Consider the following 17046-nt stretch of genomic DNA (forward strand, 5'->3'; position numbering starts at 1 on the left):
TTCCTGTTTTGGGGCTGTTTTGGCTAAAACAGCCCCAAAACAGGTTTACTGGGTTAGAGGAGGGGTTTCCTTGGGTTTGCGCAGGTCAAAGGTATGGAACAGGAACAGCCTAAGGGCATGGGTATTGAAGAACTTGTTGCCGGCCGCCGTTTGCTGGAACACGTTCATGTAGCCCAACTGGGCGTTGAAGCTTTTGCTGAACTGGTAGCCTACACCGCCAAAGAGACGGTTCTGGTCAAAGTAATTGTAGACAATCTCTTTTCCGAAGTTGACGTGTACCTCATCATTGAGCACCAGAAACGGAACGCCGGGTGCGATGGCATCGGCGGTGAGGGGCACCATGAGGGCAACCATATACCGCGCCCTGAAGTTGAAGTGGTGGCCTTCCTGCAGCTGGTCATTGGTGATGTTGCGGTTAAAGCGCTCCTCCAGCCGCACCCACTGGTTGGTCTGCAGCCGCTTGCTTTTCCCAGACCAGTTGATCTGTTGCCACAGCCGGTGCTCGGGCCGCACGGTTTCCTCGTTTTTGCTGGCGGGCCAGTGCGAGGCGTAGGCGTAGCCGGCCGTAAAGCGGGTGTGGTCAGAGATATGGTAGGTGAGACCCGGCCGCACAATGGTGGTGGCCCACCGGTCCAGAAAATCAGTACGGCGCGCGTGCAGGTCCAGCCACAGGGAGAACTTGTCAGACACCCTGGTTTGGTTGAAATAGCCCAGCCAGACCTGTGACCGGTCTGTGACTTGCTTCTCTGGGGTTTGGGAGTAAAGGAGGGAAGGCAACAGCAGAAGCGGAAGGGAGAAGAAGCGTAAATATTGTTTCATAGAGGGTAGTCTGGGTGAAAGGGCACATAGGGCGTGTTTTTAAAGAAGGATATCTGGTGGAAACCAAGGAGGAAGAAGAATTTCCGTTTTGGGCCCGTTTTCCTGAAAACGGGCCCAAAACGGAAAAGGGGTAAGGCATGGCCGGGGGCAGAAGAGAATTCCGCCCCCGGCGAGGCGCTTTATTTGGTTAAAAGGCCATCTAAGGTAACCGCTACGTAGTAGAGCCCGCCAATGGTGGGGCCAGCGGCAAACTGGTAATAGCGTTTATTGAACAGGTTGGTAGCGCCCACCTTTACCGAGGACTTGAGCTGCGGAAGTTTGGCGGTTACCTGGGCATCAATGGTAGAGAAGGCCGGAACCAGACCATTAGCCAGGGTGCTTTCCCAATACACTTTGTCCTGGTAGCGCCACACCACGTTGAAGCCGATGTTTTTGAAGACTTCGCGGTTACTGAGGGAAAGGTTGGTCACCCATTCAGGCGTGTTGAAACTGGTCAGGAAAATATCTGGGTTCGGGTTTTTGGAAAGGGCGTTGTAGTTGGCGTTTCCAGAAAGGGTGAATTTCTTGTAGAAGATATACGTCAGCCCCAAAGACGTGCCGTAGCTGTTGTAGCTGTTTTTGGCATTGGTGTATACCCGGTACCGGTTTTGCTTGGCTCTGGTGAGCATGTCCAGCACGGCCGCGTCTGACCCCACCGGCCCTGAGCTGGGTACCGCCACCTCTACCTGGCCTAAGAACCCTTTGTAAGAGTTATGGTACGCATCAAAATCTATGGTCAGGGTATTGTCAAACAAAACGCTTTTGTAGCCCACCTCAAAGGAGTTGATGCTTTCTGGTTTCATTACCGGCAGGTTGGCCACCTGCAATACGTCCCGGTTTTTTAGCGCCGCTTCGTTCCGGTTCATTCCCGTGGCCACGTCTGCATTCACCGCTGCCGTAAACTTATCAAAGGAAGACAAGGTGTAGGAATTCTCCAGGAACCCGATGCCTTCATTCACGCGGGCCAGGCCGCCTACCCGGCGCACGCTGGCATTGTTCAGAAAGGAGAACGCCTCAAACAAGGCCGGGAACCGGTAGCCGTTCTGGAAGGAGGCCCTGAAGTTATGCTTCTCTGCGGCGGTGTACACGGCGGCCACCCGCGGGTTGAATTTAGGGCTGAACTCGGGGTTGTTGTCCAGGCGGGTAGAGACTGTTAACTTTAGTTTGTCCTGCAGAAACAATTTGCTCACCTGCACAAAGCCGCCATACTTGGTGTAGTACTGATTGCCTCCAAAGGAACCGTTGGCATCTGGTACCGTTCTGGTTTCCAGCGGCCTGGAAAGGTCTACAAAGGTATTTCCATCTGGGATGACGGCGTACCGGCGGTAATCGGCGCCCAGTAACACATTGGCCCATTTGAATTTGCTTACATTATACTGAAAATCGGCGTGGTAGGTGTTGCTGTACTGCCAAAGTGCGGCCCCTCCGTTGGGCGCTCCCCCCGGCACCACCGAGGCGATATCCCAGTTGTTGGAGTTGATGATGGTGTTTTTGAGGGTGTTGAATTCCTGGGTTCCGGGTTCGGCCCGTCCGGCATCTGCGGCGGCCCGGGCTATTTTCATGGCCGTGGCCAAATCAACGCCGTTGTTCACCTGGGTTTGCAGGGCGTTCTTAAACACTCCTCCCCACTGGGCGTTGGTGGCATGGCTAAGGTCCAGGTTATAGGCCAGAGGGTTGAGGTTGTAGGAGTTTCCCGTATTTTCCTTCAGCACATAGGCCCGTACCAGTAAATCTGCTCCCTTCAATTCTATTTTATGGTTCTGCACGGTCACATCCTTTAACTGAATGCGGTTTCCGCGCTGAAAAATACCGTCCATAATGCCGTAACGGTACCCGTAAGACAGCTCCAGCTTCTCGTTGAGCCTATAGAAGAGGCTTCCGTCCAGTTTCAGGTTCCGCACCGATGGGTAGATAAGATCTTTCTCCAGGTAACCGGTTCTGGCCACGTTGAACGTCTGATTCACGCCGCCATAGTTGATGGTGATGGCCTGGCGGGCCTGACGGTCATCGCCGTAGCGGCTCCACTGGTCCAGCGCGGGGTTGTTCTCCCCCGCCAGCTCCGGGAATTTAGGGTTGGCGCTGGGCAGGTTCTGGGGGTTCTGGTCCACTAGGCCGTTGGCTACCCAGTCGGTGCCTTTAAGCGTGCTGAAGTTGACCTTGAACGCGAATCTGTCATTGATGGCTTTGGCATACCGCACGGCGGTCTCAGTGAGGAGGCTAGGGTCCCGGTCTTTTCCGTCAACGTGGTTCACCCCCACTTTCTGGTAGATGCTTAACCCCTGATACAGAAAGGGACTTTTGGTAGTGAGGTTGGCCATGCCGTTGATAGCGTTCATGCCATACAGTGCCGAGGCCGCCCCTGGCGTGATCTCCACGCTCTCAATGTCCAGTTCGGTAGCGCCAATAGCATTGCCCAGCGGTACCCCCAGCGTGGCGGCCTGCATGTCTACGCCATCTACCAGCTGCATGAACCGGAAGTTGTTGGGCACGTTGAAGCCGCGGGTGTTAGGCACCTTGAACGTAAGGCTGGAGGTGAGCATCTGCACGCCTTTCACGTTTTCCAGGGCGTCATAGAAACTGGGTGCGGCCGTTTCCTTAATGGCCCTGATGTCCAGCTTCTCAATGGCCACCGGCGACTTAAGGATACTTTCCTCTATTCGGGAAGCACTCACCACCACTTCCTTGCCCAGCAAGGTTTGCGTGACCAGGGCAATATCCAAACGGGAGCCGGGTTGGGTGATCTCAAATTCCTGGGGCTGGTACCCCACCATGGAAATGACCAGGTGGAACGGGAACTTCAGTTTGGTCTTGAGGCTGAAATCTCCGGAACCATTGGTGGTGGTGCCGGTAACGGTGCCGCGCACGTACACGCTCACGCCAGGCAGCGGATCTTTGGTACCCTGTTCGGTTACCCGTCCGTTAATCTCCACAAAGTTGGTTTCCTGGGCCTGAAGGCGTAAAAATGGAATGAAAAGAAAAGAGAGAAGGAGTAGGAATCTTGTTTTCATATAAATGTCTTTAGAAAGGAATGAGAAAAAGGACTGCGGTTGCTAGCGGCAACAACAACACCCAAAGCCCGCAGCGTAGCGTTGCATTTGGTTCTCGGTTCTTTTCTGAAAGGCATGTGGTTTCATATGACTTGTAATTAAGGGTGACGGTTTCTTCACGGAAGTAAGGGAGCAAGCAGGGGCAAGGGTTCTTCCGTTTTGGGTAGTGAAAGGTGAATTTGTTTTAAGTCCTGTGCCTTCTGTAAAGCCTACCTAAGGGCGCCGGCTCTTTCTGAGAGCAAGGATTTAGAAAGCATATTATATAAAATCTTAATGTCTATAGAAGTAGTAGACAAATAGAAGGATTAAATTTTTACTATACAAATTTGAACCCTGAAAAATTGAGGAGTTCCCCTGACGCCTTTCCCAAAGCCCTCTGGGGAAGAGTTTGGATAAGGGCCGATACTTGAGTTTATAAAGGTTTTAAGGCCCTGGGTTACCCTGACAATAAGGACGAAAGGGACCGGAGCGTCTTGTAAGCTACTGGCTTTTAGTTGAAAAAAGTGGTATCTTCCTAGCAAGGTTGCCCTATAGCAGCCGCCCAGCCACCTTCTTTGCATGCCTGGGCTTTGTTCAACTTCCTTTAAGCCGCGGTAAGATGAAATGGGTATATAGTATTAAACAGAAAGGGAAAGCCGCCCTGTTACTGGCCCTGGTGCTGGGGTTGGTGGTAGTGAAAAATATAGTAGACAGCCGTTACGTGCGCCAGTTAGGTTCTTCGTTTGCGGCGGTGTATGAAGACCGGCTGCTGGTGGAAAGTTACATTTTCCAATTGTCTGGGCACCTGTATCAGAAAAAGATGACCCTGGACAAGTACCACCTGGCAGAGGATTTTGCCCTGCTTCGGGATAACCTAACCACTAGCAATGAGGCCATTGCTACCCTGCTCCAGGACTATGAGAAGACCCAGCTAACCCCAGCCGAAGCCAGGCATTTTGGGGCCCTGAAGCAAAGCGTGGCGGCTATACAGGCTCTTGAATACAGCTACCTGGCCAGATTGGGCGAAGGAAAGGCTGCTTCTGCCGCCCCGTCTCAACTAGAAAGTCACCACCACCTGGCCGCCGGGTATCTAAGCCAGTTGTCGCATATTCAGGTAGAAGAAGGCAAGCGCTTGCGGGACCAGTCCAAACGGATTATCGCTGGTTCTACTATTCTTACCCAGTTTGAGGTAGCCCTCCTTATTTGTATTGGCGTGATGATTTTGATGCTGGTTTTCGCCTCCAAGTCTGCCATTCCCAAGTTCAAGCAGAAAGCCATGCTCAACTGAATTATAAGGTTGTGCTCCCCAAGGGCTTTCTGGACGGTGCGCCATCTGGGGCCGCCAGCCTTTTGGTAGGAACCTGTTTTGGGTGGAAGGGTATCTGCTAATAGTGTATTGGCCCAGCCCCGGGCAGGGAATGAAAGCGGCGTTTCCAACTGTTTCTCTTATCTTTATCATCGGAAGCCCCCAAATCCCCTACTTCCTTTTTTACGCCATAGAAACATTATGAAGAATACTTTTTTAGTACTAGCGGCCTCTCTTTTCTGCCTGGCAAGCTGCTCCGGACCAAGAGACAATAAAACCAACCAAGGCGCTTCGCAACCAGGAGCCGCCGTGCCGGCAAACGCCGTTGCAACCCCTCAAGCCCAGCCCTGGGAGAGACCAGCACAACCGGCTGCCACTGGTGCTACTGCGGGCCTGAACCCGGCGCACGGGCAGCCTGGTCACCGCTGTGATATCCAGGTGGGCGCCCCCCTTTCCTCTGCGCCGGCCCAGGCCCCAACCATCACCTCGGGTACGCCCGCGCCAATGCCGCAGGCCCCGGTTCTACCCTCCGCGCCCCCTATCTCCACGGCAAAAGGCTTAAACCCGCCCCATGGCCAACCGGGACATGATTGCGCCGTGCCGGTAGGTGCGCCCTTAGGGAAATAGACAACAAACACCCTTTTAAAAGGTGATTTGCGAAAATGCGTTTTAAGCCCGTTTTTTGAAAACCAGCCCCGAAACGCCTAAAAGGCGGTGGCCCGTAGAAACTGGTTTCTACGGGCCACCGCCTTTTTTAGCCTCTTTTTATTCTGTAGCTTTAGCGCTTCCTCTACCTCTTACCCTCTACCCATGAACACTAAGTTAGTGATGCAGGCAAGCGCACTAGTAATGGCTCTGATAGGCATTGTCTTTTCATTTTTCCCGCAGGAAACCCTTTCTTTTTTGGGTGTGCTGCCCGGTGAGGCTCCCGCTTTGTTGGTGCAGTTGCTGGGGGCGCTGTTTCTGGGCTTTGCTCAGTTGAATTGGATGGCGAAAGGGGTTTTGATGGGTGGAGTGTACGCTCGGCCTCTGGCGATGGGGAACTTCGCGCATTTCTTTATTGGAACCATGGCCTTGCTGAACGGAGTGAAGGCGGCGGGCCAAACAACGGTTCCTATTCTGGTGTTGCTGGCGATATATGGTTTGTTTACGGCCCTGTTTGGGTTAATCACGTTCCGGCACCCGCTAAAAGTAAAGGCTGTCTAAGGAGTAGTCTTTTAAGGTATTACCCGTTTTGGGCCCGTTTTTGGGAAAACAGCCCCAAACTGGCTTGCAGGCACCAGCTTCCCGACCTCTTCCCTGGCCCCGCCAACTCTCCCTAACCGTTTAAAACCGTACGTGCCTATGAACCGAGTAGACCGGCTTTTCGGAATTCTGACCCTGCTGCAGTCCAGGAAATACGTGACCGCCGAGAAGATTGCCGAAGCTTTCAACATTAGCGTGCGCACTGTATACCGTGACGTGAAGGCGTTGGGCGAGCAGGGCGTGCCCGTGGGCTTTGAGCCGCACAAGGGGTATTTTGTGGTGCAGGGCTATTTCCTGCCGCCAGTGGCCTTCACCTCTGAGGAAGCCAACGCGCTGTTGCTCATGGAGGCCATGGTCTTCGGGTTCACCGATAAATCCATCCACACGCACTATGCCTCGGCGCTGAGCAAGGTGAAAGCCGTGTTGCGCACTACCCAGAAAGAAAAGCTGGATTTCCTGCATAACCACATCAAGCTGCAGCTGCCGGCCTGCCTCAACAATGACTATGAGTACCTGTCCATTATCCAGGAAGCAATTTCCAACAAATGCCTGCTGGAATTAGGCTACAAGAACAACAAAGAGGAGGTGAGCCAACGGCGGGCAGAACCCATCGGGCTGATTTTCTACGCCTTCAACTGGCATCTGATCGGGTGGTGCCACCACCGCCAGGACTACCGCGATTTCAGGGTGTCGCGCATTCTCACCCTCAAGAACACGGGCCTGCCATTCCTGAAGGCTGATCACATGGCCATCGGGGACTACATGAAGCAGCTTCCGGTGGCTTATTAGATTTTGCGTTTAACGGGTGTTTTTCCAAAAACAGGCCCAAAACAGGCTGGGCTACGGGCAACTCCGTGGAAACTAGGTGATCTGCGGTGGCGGGTGTTTCCAAGCGCGATCCTTCTTCCAACCAACTTTCAGCGCGGCGCCCGCCAGACGGATCAAGCCAAAATATTTTCAGTTGCCAAAAGTGCGCTGCCATAGGGTTGTCAGTGGGTGGGTGTTTCTTTGGGGTATCATCTAACCAAAAGAAAACTATGTCAGAAGTACAAATCCTGTCCGTGCTAGACGTGCTCCAGAAAGAACTGGAAGCCGAAGGCCAAACCACCCGCAACATGCTGGCGCGCATCCCCAATGATAAATATGACTGGCAACCCCATGAAAAGAGCATGACCCTGAGAACCTTGGCCACGCACGTGGCCGAGTTGCCCTCCTGGATTGGTATGGTCATGAACGCTCCAGAACTGGACTTCGCCACCAGCCCTTATGCCCCAGTTCAGATCAACAATACCGAGGAACTGTTGGCCTTCTTTGAGCAAAACCTGGCAGAAGGAAAAGCCGAACTGGCCCAAGCCCAGGAAGAGCAGTTAACCGAGGAGTGGACGCTCAGAAACGGGGACATTATCTATACCACTGGCACTAAGTTTGACATGCTGCGCAATACCATGAGCCAGATCATTCACCACCGCGCGCAGTTAGGCGTGTACCTGAGGCTTCTCCATGTCCCCATCCCGGGCAGCTACGGCCCTAGCGCCGATGAAACAGAATTCTAGTTCACCAGTCTGAACTCCGTTTTAAGCCTGTTTTTCAGAAAACAGCCTCAAAACAGGATTTAAGGAAGGAAGAGTATTTGCTTTGTCTTGTTTCCTACTTCCCCTAAAACAGCAGCGCCTCCTGAGATCTCAGGAGGCGCTGCTGTTTATTAAAGGCTAAAGGCTGTAATACCTATTGCCGGCTAAGCTTGAAGGTGTGGACCTTACCTGGCGTGATGAGACGCACGTAGAAGAATCTTCCAGCAAGGGTAGAGCCGTTCACCTCAAAGCTGTAGGTTCTGTTGGCTTCGGCGGGGCCGGCATATACCTGCGTCACTTTTTGGCCATACAGGTCATAGATCTCCAGGGTCACCTTTTCCTCTGCTTTTTCTAACGTGAAGTTAACCGTGAGTTGGTCAGCAAATGGGTTAGGGAAGGCCGCTAGCACAGGCGTGCTGAGTATAACTGCCGATGAAGCTTTGGCGCTGGCCAAGGCCCCTGAGGTGCAGCTACCCAAAGAACCGCCTTTTTGCAGGTGCGCGGACACGGCGCTGGCATCCAGGCAAAGCGGGTTAGACGGGTTCCTGGTGCTTCGGGTGGCGTGGCACACCAGAACCTTGTCGCCTTTCTCTCCGCAACGCACGTCTATCACCTGCAGAGTCACCTGGGCGCTTTGAGAGCAGCCATATTCATTGGTGGCCTCTACCGTGAAGGTGTAGGTGCCGGCCGTGGTAGGCGTGAAGACCGTGGTGCCGGAGGTGGTGGTGCTCAAGCCAGCGGCTGGGCTCCAGGTATAGTTAGTTTGGCCCGGGGCCGAGGTGGGGTTGCTGGCGGTGAGCGTTAGCTGCTGCGCCCCGTAGCCCAAGGCAAGGGTGTTATCAGGCAGGCCGGTGTAGGTGGGGTCCTGGCGGCTCACGGCAATAGCCGGGGCCGGAAGAGCGCCTACAATGGTAACGGTAGCCGTCACAGAGGCCTCATTGCCGCTGGCGTCTTTGCCGGTGAGGGTGACGGTGTTGGGGCCAATGTTGGCGCAAGTGAAGGTGGTCTCTGACAGGGTGAGGCTGCTAATATCCAAGGTACAGTTGTCATAAGAACCGTTGTTCACCTCAGAGGGCTGCACAGTCACGGTGCCGTTGCTAAGCGTACGGGTAAGGTTCTGGGCCAGCAGCACCGGCGGCGTGGTATCTAGTTTCTCTACTGCAAACGAGCAAGAAGCTGACTTGCCAGAGGCATCGGTGGCGGTGATAGTCACCATGGTTGACCCTACTCCAGACACCAGGGTTCCCGCGGCAGGGCTCTGGGTAAGGGTGATTGCGCTGCCGTTGGACACATCATCGGTGACGGTCACCAGGCTCCGGTAGTCAGGCAGGGCGGCGGCGCACTGCGTGGCCAGGGTGAGGGTCTGGCTTTCTAGGCAGGCCAGTACCGGGGCGGTGTAGTCGGTGACGTTAGACGGGGCGCTTTCATTGTGGAAGCGGTCAACGGCCGTGATGGTGTAGTAATAGGTCTTGGCCGCATCTGGCACGCGGTCTCTGAACGTGTTGCCCGCGGTAGGCGTGATGGCCAGCAGCTGACTTGTGTTAGTGATATCCAGGGCTGGGCTCTCTGAGCGATACACCACGTAGCGGACCACCTGGTCAAATGGCCCCAGCCCGGTGGGCGAAGCATCCCAGGTGAGCAGCACGGAGTCGGCGTTGTGGCGGTTGGCTACCAGTGTAGACGGCACAGCCGGCGGGGTGGCGTCGCGCCAGGGCATGCTGGGGAGCAGGGCCGGTTTCTGGTAGAAGTTGGTGCGCAGAGAATCCCGAAAGCCCAGCTTAGTGGTGCTGCGCAGGCTGCTGGTGTTGTACACGGCTTGCCCGTATATGTTAGCCAGAGAACGGTTCAGCCGCACCTGGTTAGGGATTTCAGAAGGGTTGGCCCAGGCGGTTCCCATGGCTGGGTCATTTACCTTATAACCGGCCATGCCTATGTAAATGTGCCGGCCGTTGGCCTGGTTGTTCCACCAGGGCACTATCACGCCGTAATTGGCGCCCGGCTGGCCAATGTACCAGTACACCTGAGGGGCCAGGTAATCCACCCACCCCTGTTGGATCCATTTCTTAGAGTCGGCATACAGGGTGGTGTAATGTTCCAGGCCACTGGTGTTGGTGCCAATGGCGGGGTTGGTGCTGTTGCGGTATATACCTGACGGCGACACCCCGAATTTCACCCACGGCTTGAGTACGTCCAGGGTATCGTGCACCCGCTTGATGAGCAGGTTCACGTTATCGCGGCGCCAGTCGGCCCGGTTGGTGAACCCTCTGGGGTAGGCGTTGAAAGTGACATCGTCGTTGAAGGCTGTGTTGGGGTAGAAGTAGTCGTCAAAGTGAAGGCCATCAAGGTCGTAGCGCTCTACCACATCGGCAATCACGGTCATAATGTAATTGCGCACCTGCGGAAGGCCGGGGTCTAGGTTGCGGAGATTGCCAGAAGCCAGGAGCCACTCAGGGTGCTGCTTGGCCACGTGGTTAGGCGCGAAAGCGGTAAGCCCGGTCACATTGGCTATTGCCCGGTAAGGGTTCAGCCAGGCGTGAAGTTCCATGCCGCGCTTGTGGCATTCTTCCAGGGCAAACTGCAGCGGGTCCCACAGGGGGCTAGGCGCCTTTCCCTGGGTACCGGTCAAATCAGCGGACCAAGGCTCCAGGGTGCTGGCGTACAATGCATCACTCTGGCTCCTGACCTGCAGGAAAATGGCGTTGATGCCAGTGGCCTTGTGGTGATCCAAGATGGTGATGAGGGCCGCCCGTTGCTGAGCAGGAGTCTGGGTGCGGCTGGGCCAGTCAATGTTGGCATAGGTGGCAATCCAGGCTCCCCTGAATTCGCGTTTGGGAGCCTGCGCCTGGGCAAAGGCATGCAAAGAAATAAGAATTAGGAAACTGAGTAGAATTTTTTTCATGCGGGGAACATTAGGGTGAAGAAAGTGACTTGAAATATATTGTAGATTTAATATACTATAACAAGATAGTAAACTTTTTAAAATGATTACTTAAGAGGGGAAATAATTGAGGGTCAAGGCGATAATTAAAAGGTGTTTTTACTTGGTAGACACTTCGTCTTTTAATTTTTTAATGCTCATCCTGCTTTAGAGAACTCCCTGTTTATTTACCTGCTTTCGCTATTTTCATTAGCTTAAAGTAGGAAAACGGAAAGAGGAACGGCCAAATTCCTCATGGAAATTGCCCTATTAAAAACTGGTTTTATAAACCATCCTACCACAAACCTTACTTTATGCCAATTGTTAGCTATGAGTAGCGCTGGGGAATGGTTTTAAAGATTGGTTTCTCTCGGTGATAGAATAGTTATGGCTACCTTAAAAAGCAGACTGCCACCCTTTTTACAAAGGTGGCAGTCTGCTTAAAAATTCCTGTCGTTCTTAATTCAACTCATGCACGCCAGGTTCAGGGGCCATTCCCTGATAGATGGAATTGCCGAAGAAATCCTTAGAAGGAACTTTGAGTTTCATGAGGTTTTGAAGATTCAAACCTGAATTGTGTAGGGGAGAGTCGCTTTTTAACTTGTACCCCTCCATGTTAGCCAACTGATAAGGGTTTGTAAGGGTAGTGGTAAACGGGCCAGAAAGTTTGGGGTCAGTAAACAGGCCTAACAGCTTCCCGTCCAGTTTTTCCTGACCGGTAGCCCCAGCCCAATCAGATAGACTGTTGTAGCCTCTAAAAGAAAGCGAACTGCCTTCTATAGGCCAGTAGGCATTGCCCAAGAACTTTTCTCCGGAGGAGGGACCTGTTACAATCTGCCCTTTTCCTATAAGGATGTTGTTGTAAAAACCGAAATCTTCATTCTTGCTAGCGCCCAGGAAAACCACGGCTGGGGAAGTGCTGTTGTACACCACGTTATTGTAGATATGGGCATTTTTAAATTCCCGGCTGTCATTGCTCTCGTTCCACAGGTTAAAGCCCCCGTAGCTATTAATGCCATCATTTATACTGATGGAATAACGTACGGTGTTGTTGTCCCAGTCCATGGCGCCGCTCCATTGGTACAGGCCATAGCCCGCACCCTGGTTCTCATAAGATAGGCAGTATTGGATAATGGAATTGGTAACCCCGCCGTCAAAATCGAATCCGCCGCCGTCATGGGCCCCAGGAGCCGTTTTATTGCGGTAACTGATGCAATTTTGAATGATAACACTATCGCTGGAGGCTGCCCAGATGCCAATGGGTCCGTTTCCGGTGCGGGGCATATCCCAGCCATTGTTGGTGGCAGAGCAATAATCTACCAAAGCAACTTTGGTATACTCTACCAGAATGCCGTTGCCGCTGTGGTTGTCTAATACCGTTGGGTCACCAGGGTTATTATCAGCAGTGCATCCTCTAAGCGTTATGTTTCTGGAGCAGTCTTCTTCTTTTTCAGGGTACATGTATTTGCCGTTGCGCAGGCTATAATCTCCGGTTACAAAAATGCCGCTATACCCGTTGTTTTTAGCCACTACCTTAATGGCTTCCATGTTTTTGCAGCTATAAAGCAACAAGCCAGATTTTTGGAAGCCTTCAGTAGTCACCTCCTCTATAACGCCGTTAGATGCTTTTTCCACTTTAATACCATCGGTGGTGTTGCCTTCTTTTCGGCCCGAGCCTTTGGCATTGATAGATTTGAATTTGAAGTAATTGCTTTTGATAATGGCGGCTTCTTTGTTACCACCCTCCAAGGTAGCCACTCCTACGCCATAGCTGGTAACGGTGACGGGCTGCTGCTTGGTGCCACTGTCCTCCGCATCTAGCAGAAGAGTGCCCTGGAAAATAGACCCACCCTCCAGGTAAACTGTTTCACCAGGCTCAAGATTAATGGTGTTGAGTTTTTCTAGCGTACGCCACGGCAATTCTTTTGACCCGGGGTTTGCATCATTTCCTGTCTTACTAAGAAAATAGCTTTTCCCTACAACTGGTACAATAACAGAAGGAGTTGGCTGATCCACCTCAAGATCTGGCGTGGAGGTACAGGAAAATATAAGAGAGAGAGGTATAATAAAAAGGAAGGCTTTTATGCCGGTTTTTTGATTAAAGAACCTTTGTGATGAGTAAATTTTTGGCATGAATAAAGATTGAGCAATAGCAATTATAAAGGGCCATAGGGTAGCGAATGCGTTTTTATAAAAAATGCATTAGTGGAAATGTGAACTTGTAAAATTATAGATGGAAAGAGGGGTTAGTTTATACCAATATATTCTTGTTTAGTTGAAATAATTATATAAAAATCTTGATAAAACGTTATTTAAGTTGTTTTGAAGCTTAATTGTCCAGTATTTGATGCAAATATATTTTCTTTTGTATTAGGTTGTTTGTTTGTTAAGTACAAAAATCAAAAATATTTAAGATATGTTTTAGTGAGCTTTATATATTGTTTATTTAATATTTATTTAAAGGTGAGTATAGGCTGGATTAAGACCCAGGGAAGAGTATTAGTGGAGGAGGGGTACACTGGATAGCTTTTTCAATCTTTGTGTAATCTTTGGTCGTAATAAGTGGGTTTTCCATAACCTTGCTATTTCTTAAGTGAATTTTTGTTCATGTTAAGTAATTAGAATATAAGGTACTGCAATCTTTAGGCTCCTGTCATTTTTATCTGCGGGTGATTTCAAACATGTTTTTCCTTATGGCGTTCATGACTTGCAAAATGTCCATACTTAAGCCAATCTTAGTAGAATAGGAATAAGGTATAGGCAAAGACATACTGCATTTAGCCGATTTCTATTAGTGAACTAATGCTAATTATTATGAAGGGGCAAAAGGTAATATTACAACCTGCCGCCAAATTTGCAGATAGTATTTATACTATCATATTATTTCTATTGTCCTTTTCTAAAAAAAACATTCAAGTACCTGTAATCATAGAAAGTTTGACTACCTATTAGTAGGTATTCATGGTAAATGGATGAATTATTTTTGTGTTATTATGTTATAATCATATATTATAATACTATATTTATGTTGTTGTAAAAAGCTGAGGATGCATAACGGTGTTCACCCCCCCCCCCATGGAAGAATATATAAGAGGAGTTTCCCTAATCATCTGCTGCTATAACAGTGCAACCAGACTTCCCAAAACGTTAGGTCACCTATTTTCTCAAGTGGTACCGCAAGGAATACTTTGGGAAATAATAGTAGTAAATAACGCATCAGCAGACAATACAGAAGATATAGCCCAAGACCTGTATGCTAGTAGTCAGTCAGCTATTCCATTTAGGGTCATTAATGAGCACCAGCCAGGCTTGAATTTTGCCAGAATCGCAGGCTTGCAGGCATCAGCTTATGAATATATGATTTGGGTGGATGACGATAACTGGCTTCAATCTGATTATGTAGAGAATGCTTACCATATCATGGAGGGTAATAACCAGATAGGAGTTTTGGGGGGCATTGGTATTCCCGTGTTGGAGGTAACTGCACCTGCCTGGTTTGAGAAATACCAGCTAGCATATGCAGCAGGAAAGCAGGCCAATCAGAGTGGAGAGATTAAAGACTATGGATTTTTATATGGAGCCGGAGCAGTAATTAGAAAGTCTGCCTGGTTAGAGGTGCTCAAGGCTGGTTTTCAGAGTATTCTAACGGACCGCAGGGGCAGTGATTTACTATGCGGTGGGGATGTGGAACTGGAAAATGCCATGCGATTAGCCGGCTATAAACTGTGGTATGATGAAAGGTTAGTTTTTCAGCATTTCATTCCCAAAGAAAGACTGAACTGGGATTTTATCTTAAGGTCTACCAAAGGCAGTGGGGAATCTGATATTTCAGGTGCTGTATTTTATTTCATCTTTAGAAATTCAGATCTAAATGATACAAGATTCAAATACTTGTACTACAAACGCTTGGTTTGGCTTTTGGGGCAGGTAATGAAAAGTCCCGTGAGTTTCTATCGGTTTATGTTTAATAAATACGGTACCCAAGATTGGAATGTGATAGAGGTGAATAGGAATGTAGCAAACTTACTATCCTCCTTTAAGAACCGTAAAACGGCCTTTTTCGCTTTTAATAATATAACAAGCTTCAGAAGGAATATCCAGTATAACTTGGTTGGCAAGGAGAAATAAACAATAGAAGGGCAGTAGTATGAGGCCAATGGTATCAGTTGTTTTGCCGGTTTATAACTGTGAGCATTATATCTACGAAGCAATAGATAGTGTGCTTAAGCAGTCTTTTGCTGATTTTGAGTTGATTGTAGTGGATGACAAATCTACTGATAACACTGTTGGCATAATTAAACAATTCACTGATTCCCGCATTAAGTTGCTGGAAAATCAGAAAAATATTGGACGCGCCGGTTCTGATAACAATGCGTTGCCTTTTGTACAAGGGAAGTATATTGCTAAAATGGATGGTGATGATATTTGCCATCCGCAACGGTTAGAGAAACAAGTCGCTTTTCTGGAACAACATCCTGCAATCAATGTGGTAGGTAGCTGGATTCAATGCTTTGGGCACAGTACTTACTTGCACCAATATTCCCTTGATTCGGATCAGGTAATGTGCAGGACCCTATTTGGCATGCCGATAGGCAATCCCTCTGTTATGTTGAGAAGCGAGTTGTTCTTTGACGGCGGAATGCGGTATGATGCCTCCCTCCGGCAGGCGGAAGATTATGATTTCTTTGCCAGGTACAGAGAGAAGCTGCACCTCTATGTTTTGCCCGAGCCGCTGCTAAGGTACCGCATCTTTGATCAAACGAGTAGGGAATGTATTGTAAAGGAGAGAAAAAGACAGGTAGACGGCATTAGAAGGCAATTTTTGGCAACCCATGGGTTTGCCTTGAATGAGGCTGAATTTAAATTGCTTGATGTACTCTATAATCTAGATCAGCCCTTGCAGCCTTATACCCTGAAAGATGTAGCCAAATTATTCAAAAAAATTCTTTTGATGAATAGGGAGGTAAACGTCTTTCCTGAAATAGCCTTAAAACGCTCTTTAGCTTCTCGCTGGTTTTATGCCTGTTATCATTACCCGCAAAAAAAACTGAAAAGCCTGCAAGAATACTTTGCCCAAGATTTAAGTAGGTATGATTCTGTCTCTTTTATGCTGAAATTAAAAATGATGTATAAAGGTATTTGTCACTTTTAAATTGGGTATCTTAAATACTTGGTTTTGACCTAGCCAGACTTCTTGGCAATGGTCACCGTTGACTGCAGGTGTTTTGCCAGAATTTCAAACCTAAGAATGGAATATCCATCAAGCCAGGATTCAGAAGAGAAATGGACTTTGATCATTAAACCCCAGGCCTCTTGGTTTGCTCTTGATCTACAGGAGATCTGGCGGTACCGTGACCTGATCCTGATGTTTGTGAAACGGGATTTTGTAGCTATTTACAAACAAACCATTTTAGGCCCGCTTTGGTATATCCTGCACCCTGCCCTAACCACTGCAATGTTTATTTTGGTTTTCGGAAAGATGGCAGGTATTCCTACAGATGGCGTGCCCCCTGCCGTCTTTTATTTATCAGGATTAGTTTTATGGAATTTCTTTTCGGCCTGTATTAATAACATTTCAGTTACTTTTTCTGCGAATGCAGGTTTGTTTGGGAAGGTCTATTTCCCACGATTGATTGTTCCAGTGGCAAGCACTGTATCGGCGTTAATAAGCTTCGCCATTCAGTTTACTTTGCTTGTGGTGGTGATCCTATTCTATTTTTTGGTCTTCGATTATCCTTTCCAGGTTTCCTGGAGGTTACTATTCATTCCTGGACTACTGTTATTGGTGGCCGCACTGGGATTGGGATTAGGGATCATAGTTTCCTCATTAACCGCCAAATACCGTGACCTTAGCTACTTGGTTTCCTTTGGCGTGCAACTATTGATGTACGCTACGCCTATTATCTATCCCCTTTCCTTTTTAAGCGGTAAATACAAACCATTGGTGCTTTTTAATCCTCTATCCAGTTTTGTAGAGGTTTTCAGGTACTCTCTCTTAGGAGTAGGAGAATGGAATGCCTGGTTTTTGGGGTACAGTGTTTTGTTAACGTCGGTTATATTGGCCCTAGGAATACTGCTTTTTAACAGGGTAGAGAAAAGCTTCATAGATGTTATCTAAGTAGT

Annotated in this window: 12 protein-coding genes; 8 read left to right on the forward strand and 4 right to left on the reverse strand. The window is 49.6% G+C overall.

Annotated features, from left to right (window positions below; genetic code table 11):
- Window positions 1–45: 45 nt before the first annotated feature.
- A complete protein-coding gene (locus tag ACYVJQ_RS15000; protein ID WP_460893922.1) occupies window positions 46–819 on the reverse strand; it encodes a DUF2490 domain-containing protein in 774 nt (257 codons plus the stop codon).
- Window positions 820–998: 179 nt separating this feature from the next.
- Window positions 999–3866, reverse strand: coding sequence for a TonB-dependent receptor (locus ACYVJQ_RS15005; RefSeq protein WP_460893923.1), 2868 nt, complete (start codon window positions 3864–3866; stop codon window positions 999–1001).
- Window positions 3867–4503: 637 nt separating this feature from the next.
- Here ACYVJQ_RS15005 and ACYVJQ_RS15010 point away from each other — a divergent pair.
- The 5 genes from ACYVJQ_RS15010 (at window position 4504) to ACYVJQ_RS15030 (ending at window position 7988) form a co-directional block, all read left to right on the forward strand.
- Window positions 4504–5172, forward strand: a complete 669-nt coding sequence (locus ACYVJQ_RS15010) for an MCP four helix bundle domain-containing protein (protein WP_460893924.1) — start codon at window positions 4504–4506, stop codon at window positions 5170–5172.
- 219 nt (window positions 5173–5391) lie between these two features.
- Window positions 5392–5817 (forward strand): hypothetical protein, encoded by a 426-nt coding sequence (locus ACYVJQ_RS15015; protein WP_460893925.1) that lies wholly within the window; start codon window positions 5392–5394, stop codon window positions 5815–5817.
- 183 nt (window positions 5818–6000) lie between these two features.
- Window positions 6001–6396, forward strand: coding sequence for a hypothetical protein (locus tag ACYVJQ_RS15020; RefSeq protein ID WP_460893926.1), 396 nt, complete (start codon window positions 6001–6003; stop codon window positions 6394–6396).
- Between the two features lie 138 nt (window positions 6397–6534).
- Window positions 6535–7224, forward strand: coding sequence for a helix-turn-helix transcriptional regulator (locus ACYVJQ_RS15025; protein ID WP_460893927.1), 690 nt, complete (start codon window positions 6535–6537; stop codon window positions 7222–7224).
- Between the two features lie 248 nt (window positions 7225–7472).
- Window positions 7473–7988 carry a DinB family protein gene (locus tag ACYVJQ_RS15030; protein WP_460893928.1) on the forward strand — a complete coding sequence of 172 codons (516 nt, stop codon included), beginning with the start codon at window positions 7473–7475 and terminating at the stop codon, window positions 7986–7988.
- A 172-nt stretch (window positions 7989–8160) separates the two neighbouring features.
- Here ACYVJQ_RS15030 and ACYVJQ_RS15035 read toward each other — a convergent pair whose 3' ends face one another.
- Together ACYVJQ_RS15035 and ACYVJQ_RS15040 are read right to left on the reverse strand one after the other, a co-directional pair.
- Window positions 8161–10905 (reverse strand): family 10 glycosylhydrolase, encoded by a 2745-nt coding sequence (locus ACYVJQ_RS15035; RefSeq protein ID WP_460893929.1) that lies wholly within the window; start codon window positions 10903–10905, stop codon window positions 8161–8163.
- A 477-nt stretch (window positions 10906–11382) separates the two neighbouring features.
- On the reverse strand, window positions 11383–12843 hold the full coding sequence (locus tag ACYVJQ_RS15040) for a right-handed parallel beta-helix repeat-containing protein (RefSeq protein ID WP_460893930.1): 1461 nt from the start codon (window positions 12841–12843) through the stop codon (window positions 11383–11385).
- Between the two features lie 1155 nt (window positions 12844–13998).
- Here ACYVJQ_RS15040 and ACYVJQ_RS15045 point away from each other — a divergent pair.
- From ACYVJQ_RS15045 to ACYVJQ_RS15055, 3 genes are all read left to right on the forward strand, one after another.
- Complete coding sequence (locus tag ACYVJQ_RS15045) at window positions 13999–15051, forward strand: glycosyltransferase (protein ID WP_460893931.1); 1053 nt, start codon at window positions 13999–14001, stop codon at window positions 15049–15051.
- A 28-nt stretch (window positions 15052–15079) separates the two neighbouring features.
- On the forward strand, window positions 15080–16075 hold the full coding sequence (locus tag ACYVJQ_RS15050) for a glycosyltransferase family 2 protein (RefSeq protein WP_460893932.1): 996 nt from the start codon (window positions 15080–15082) through the stop codon (window positions 16073–16075).
- 96 nt (window positions 16076–16171) lie between these two features.
- Window positions 16172–17041: an ABC transporter permease gene (locus tag ACYVJQ_RS15055; protein WP_460893933.1), complete on the forward strand. Its 870-nt coding sequence runs from the start codon at window positions 16172–16174 to the stop codon at window positions 17039–17041.
- The last annotated feature ends 5 nt before the right edge of the window (window positions 17042–17046 follow it).

The sequence above is a fragment of the Rufibacter soli genome, from assembly GCF_054781795.1.

What these genes read in the sequence shown, in the direction of transcription:
- ACYVJQ_RS15050 (WP_460893932.1), top strand. Translation starts at nt 15,080, where the DNA reads ATGGTATCAGTTGTTTTGCCGGTTTATAACTGTGAGCATTATATCTAC.
- ACYVJQ_RS15045 (WP_460893931.1), top strand. Translation starts at nt 13,999, where the DNA reads ATGGAAGAATATATAAGAGGAGTTTCCCTAATCATCTGCTGCTATAAC.
- ACYVJQ_RS15015 (WP_460893925.1), top strand. Translation starts at nt 5,392, where the DNA reads ATGAAGAATACTTTTTTAGTACTAGCGGCCTCTCTTTTCTGCCTGGCA.
- ACYVJQ_RS15000 (WP_460893922.1), bottom strand. Translation starts at nt 819, where the DNA reads ATGAAACAATATTTACGCTTCTTCTCCCTTCCGCTTCTGCTGTTGCCT.
- ACYVJQ_RS15030 (WP_460893928.1), top strand. Translation starts at nt 7,473, where the DNA reads ATGTCAGAAGTACAAATCCTGTCCGTGCTAGACGTGCTCCAGAAAGAA.
- ACYVJQ_RS15010 (WP_460893924.1), top strand. Translation starts at nt 4,504, where the DNA reads ATGAAATGGGTATATAGTATTAAACAGAAAGGGAAAGCCGCCCTGTTA.
- ACYVJQ_RS15055 (WP_460893933.1), top strand. Translation starts at nt 16,172, where the DNA reads ATGGAATATCCATCAAGCCAGGATTCAGAAGAGAAATGGACTTTGATC.
- ACYVJQ_RS15035 (WP_460893929.1), bottom strand. Translation starts at nt 10,905, where the DNA reads ATGAAAAAAATTCTACTCAGTTTCCTAATTCTTATTTCTTTGCATGCC.
- ACYVJQ_RS15005 (WP_460893923.1), bottom strand. Translation starts at nt 3,866, where the DNA reads ATGAAAACAAGATTCCTACTCCTTCTCTCTTTTCTTTTCATTCCATTT.
- ACYVJQ_RS15025 (WP_460893927.1), top strand. Translation starts at nt 6,535, where the DNA reads ATGAACCGAGTAGACCGGCTTTTCGGAATTCTGACCCTGCTGCAGTCC.
- ACYVJQ_RS15020 (WP_460893926.1), top strand. Translation starts at nt 6,001, where the DNA reads ATGAACACTAAGTTAGTGATGCAGGCAAGCGCACTAGTAATGGCTCTG.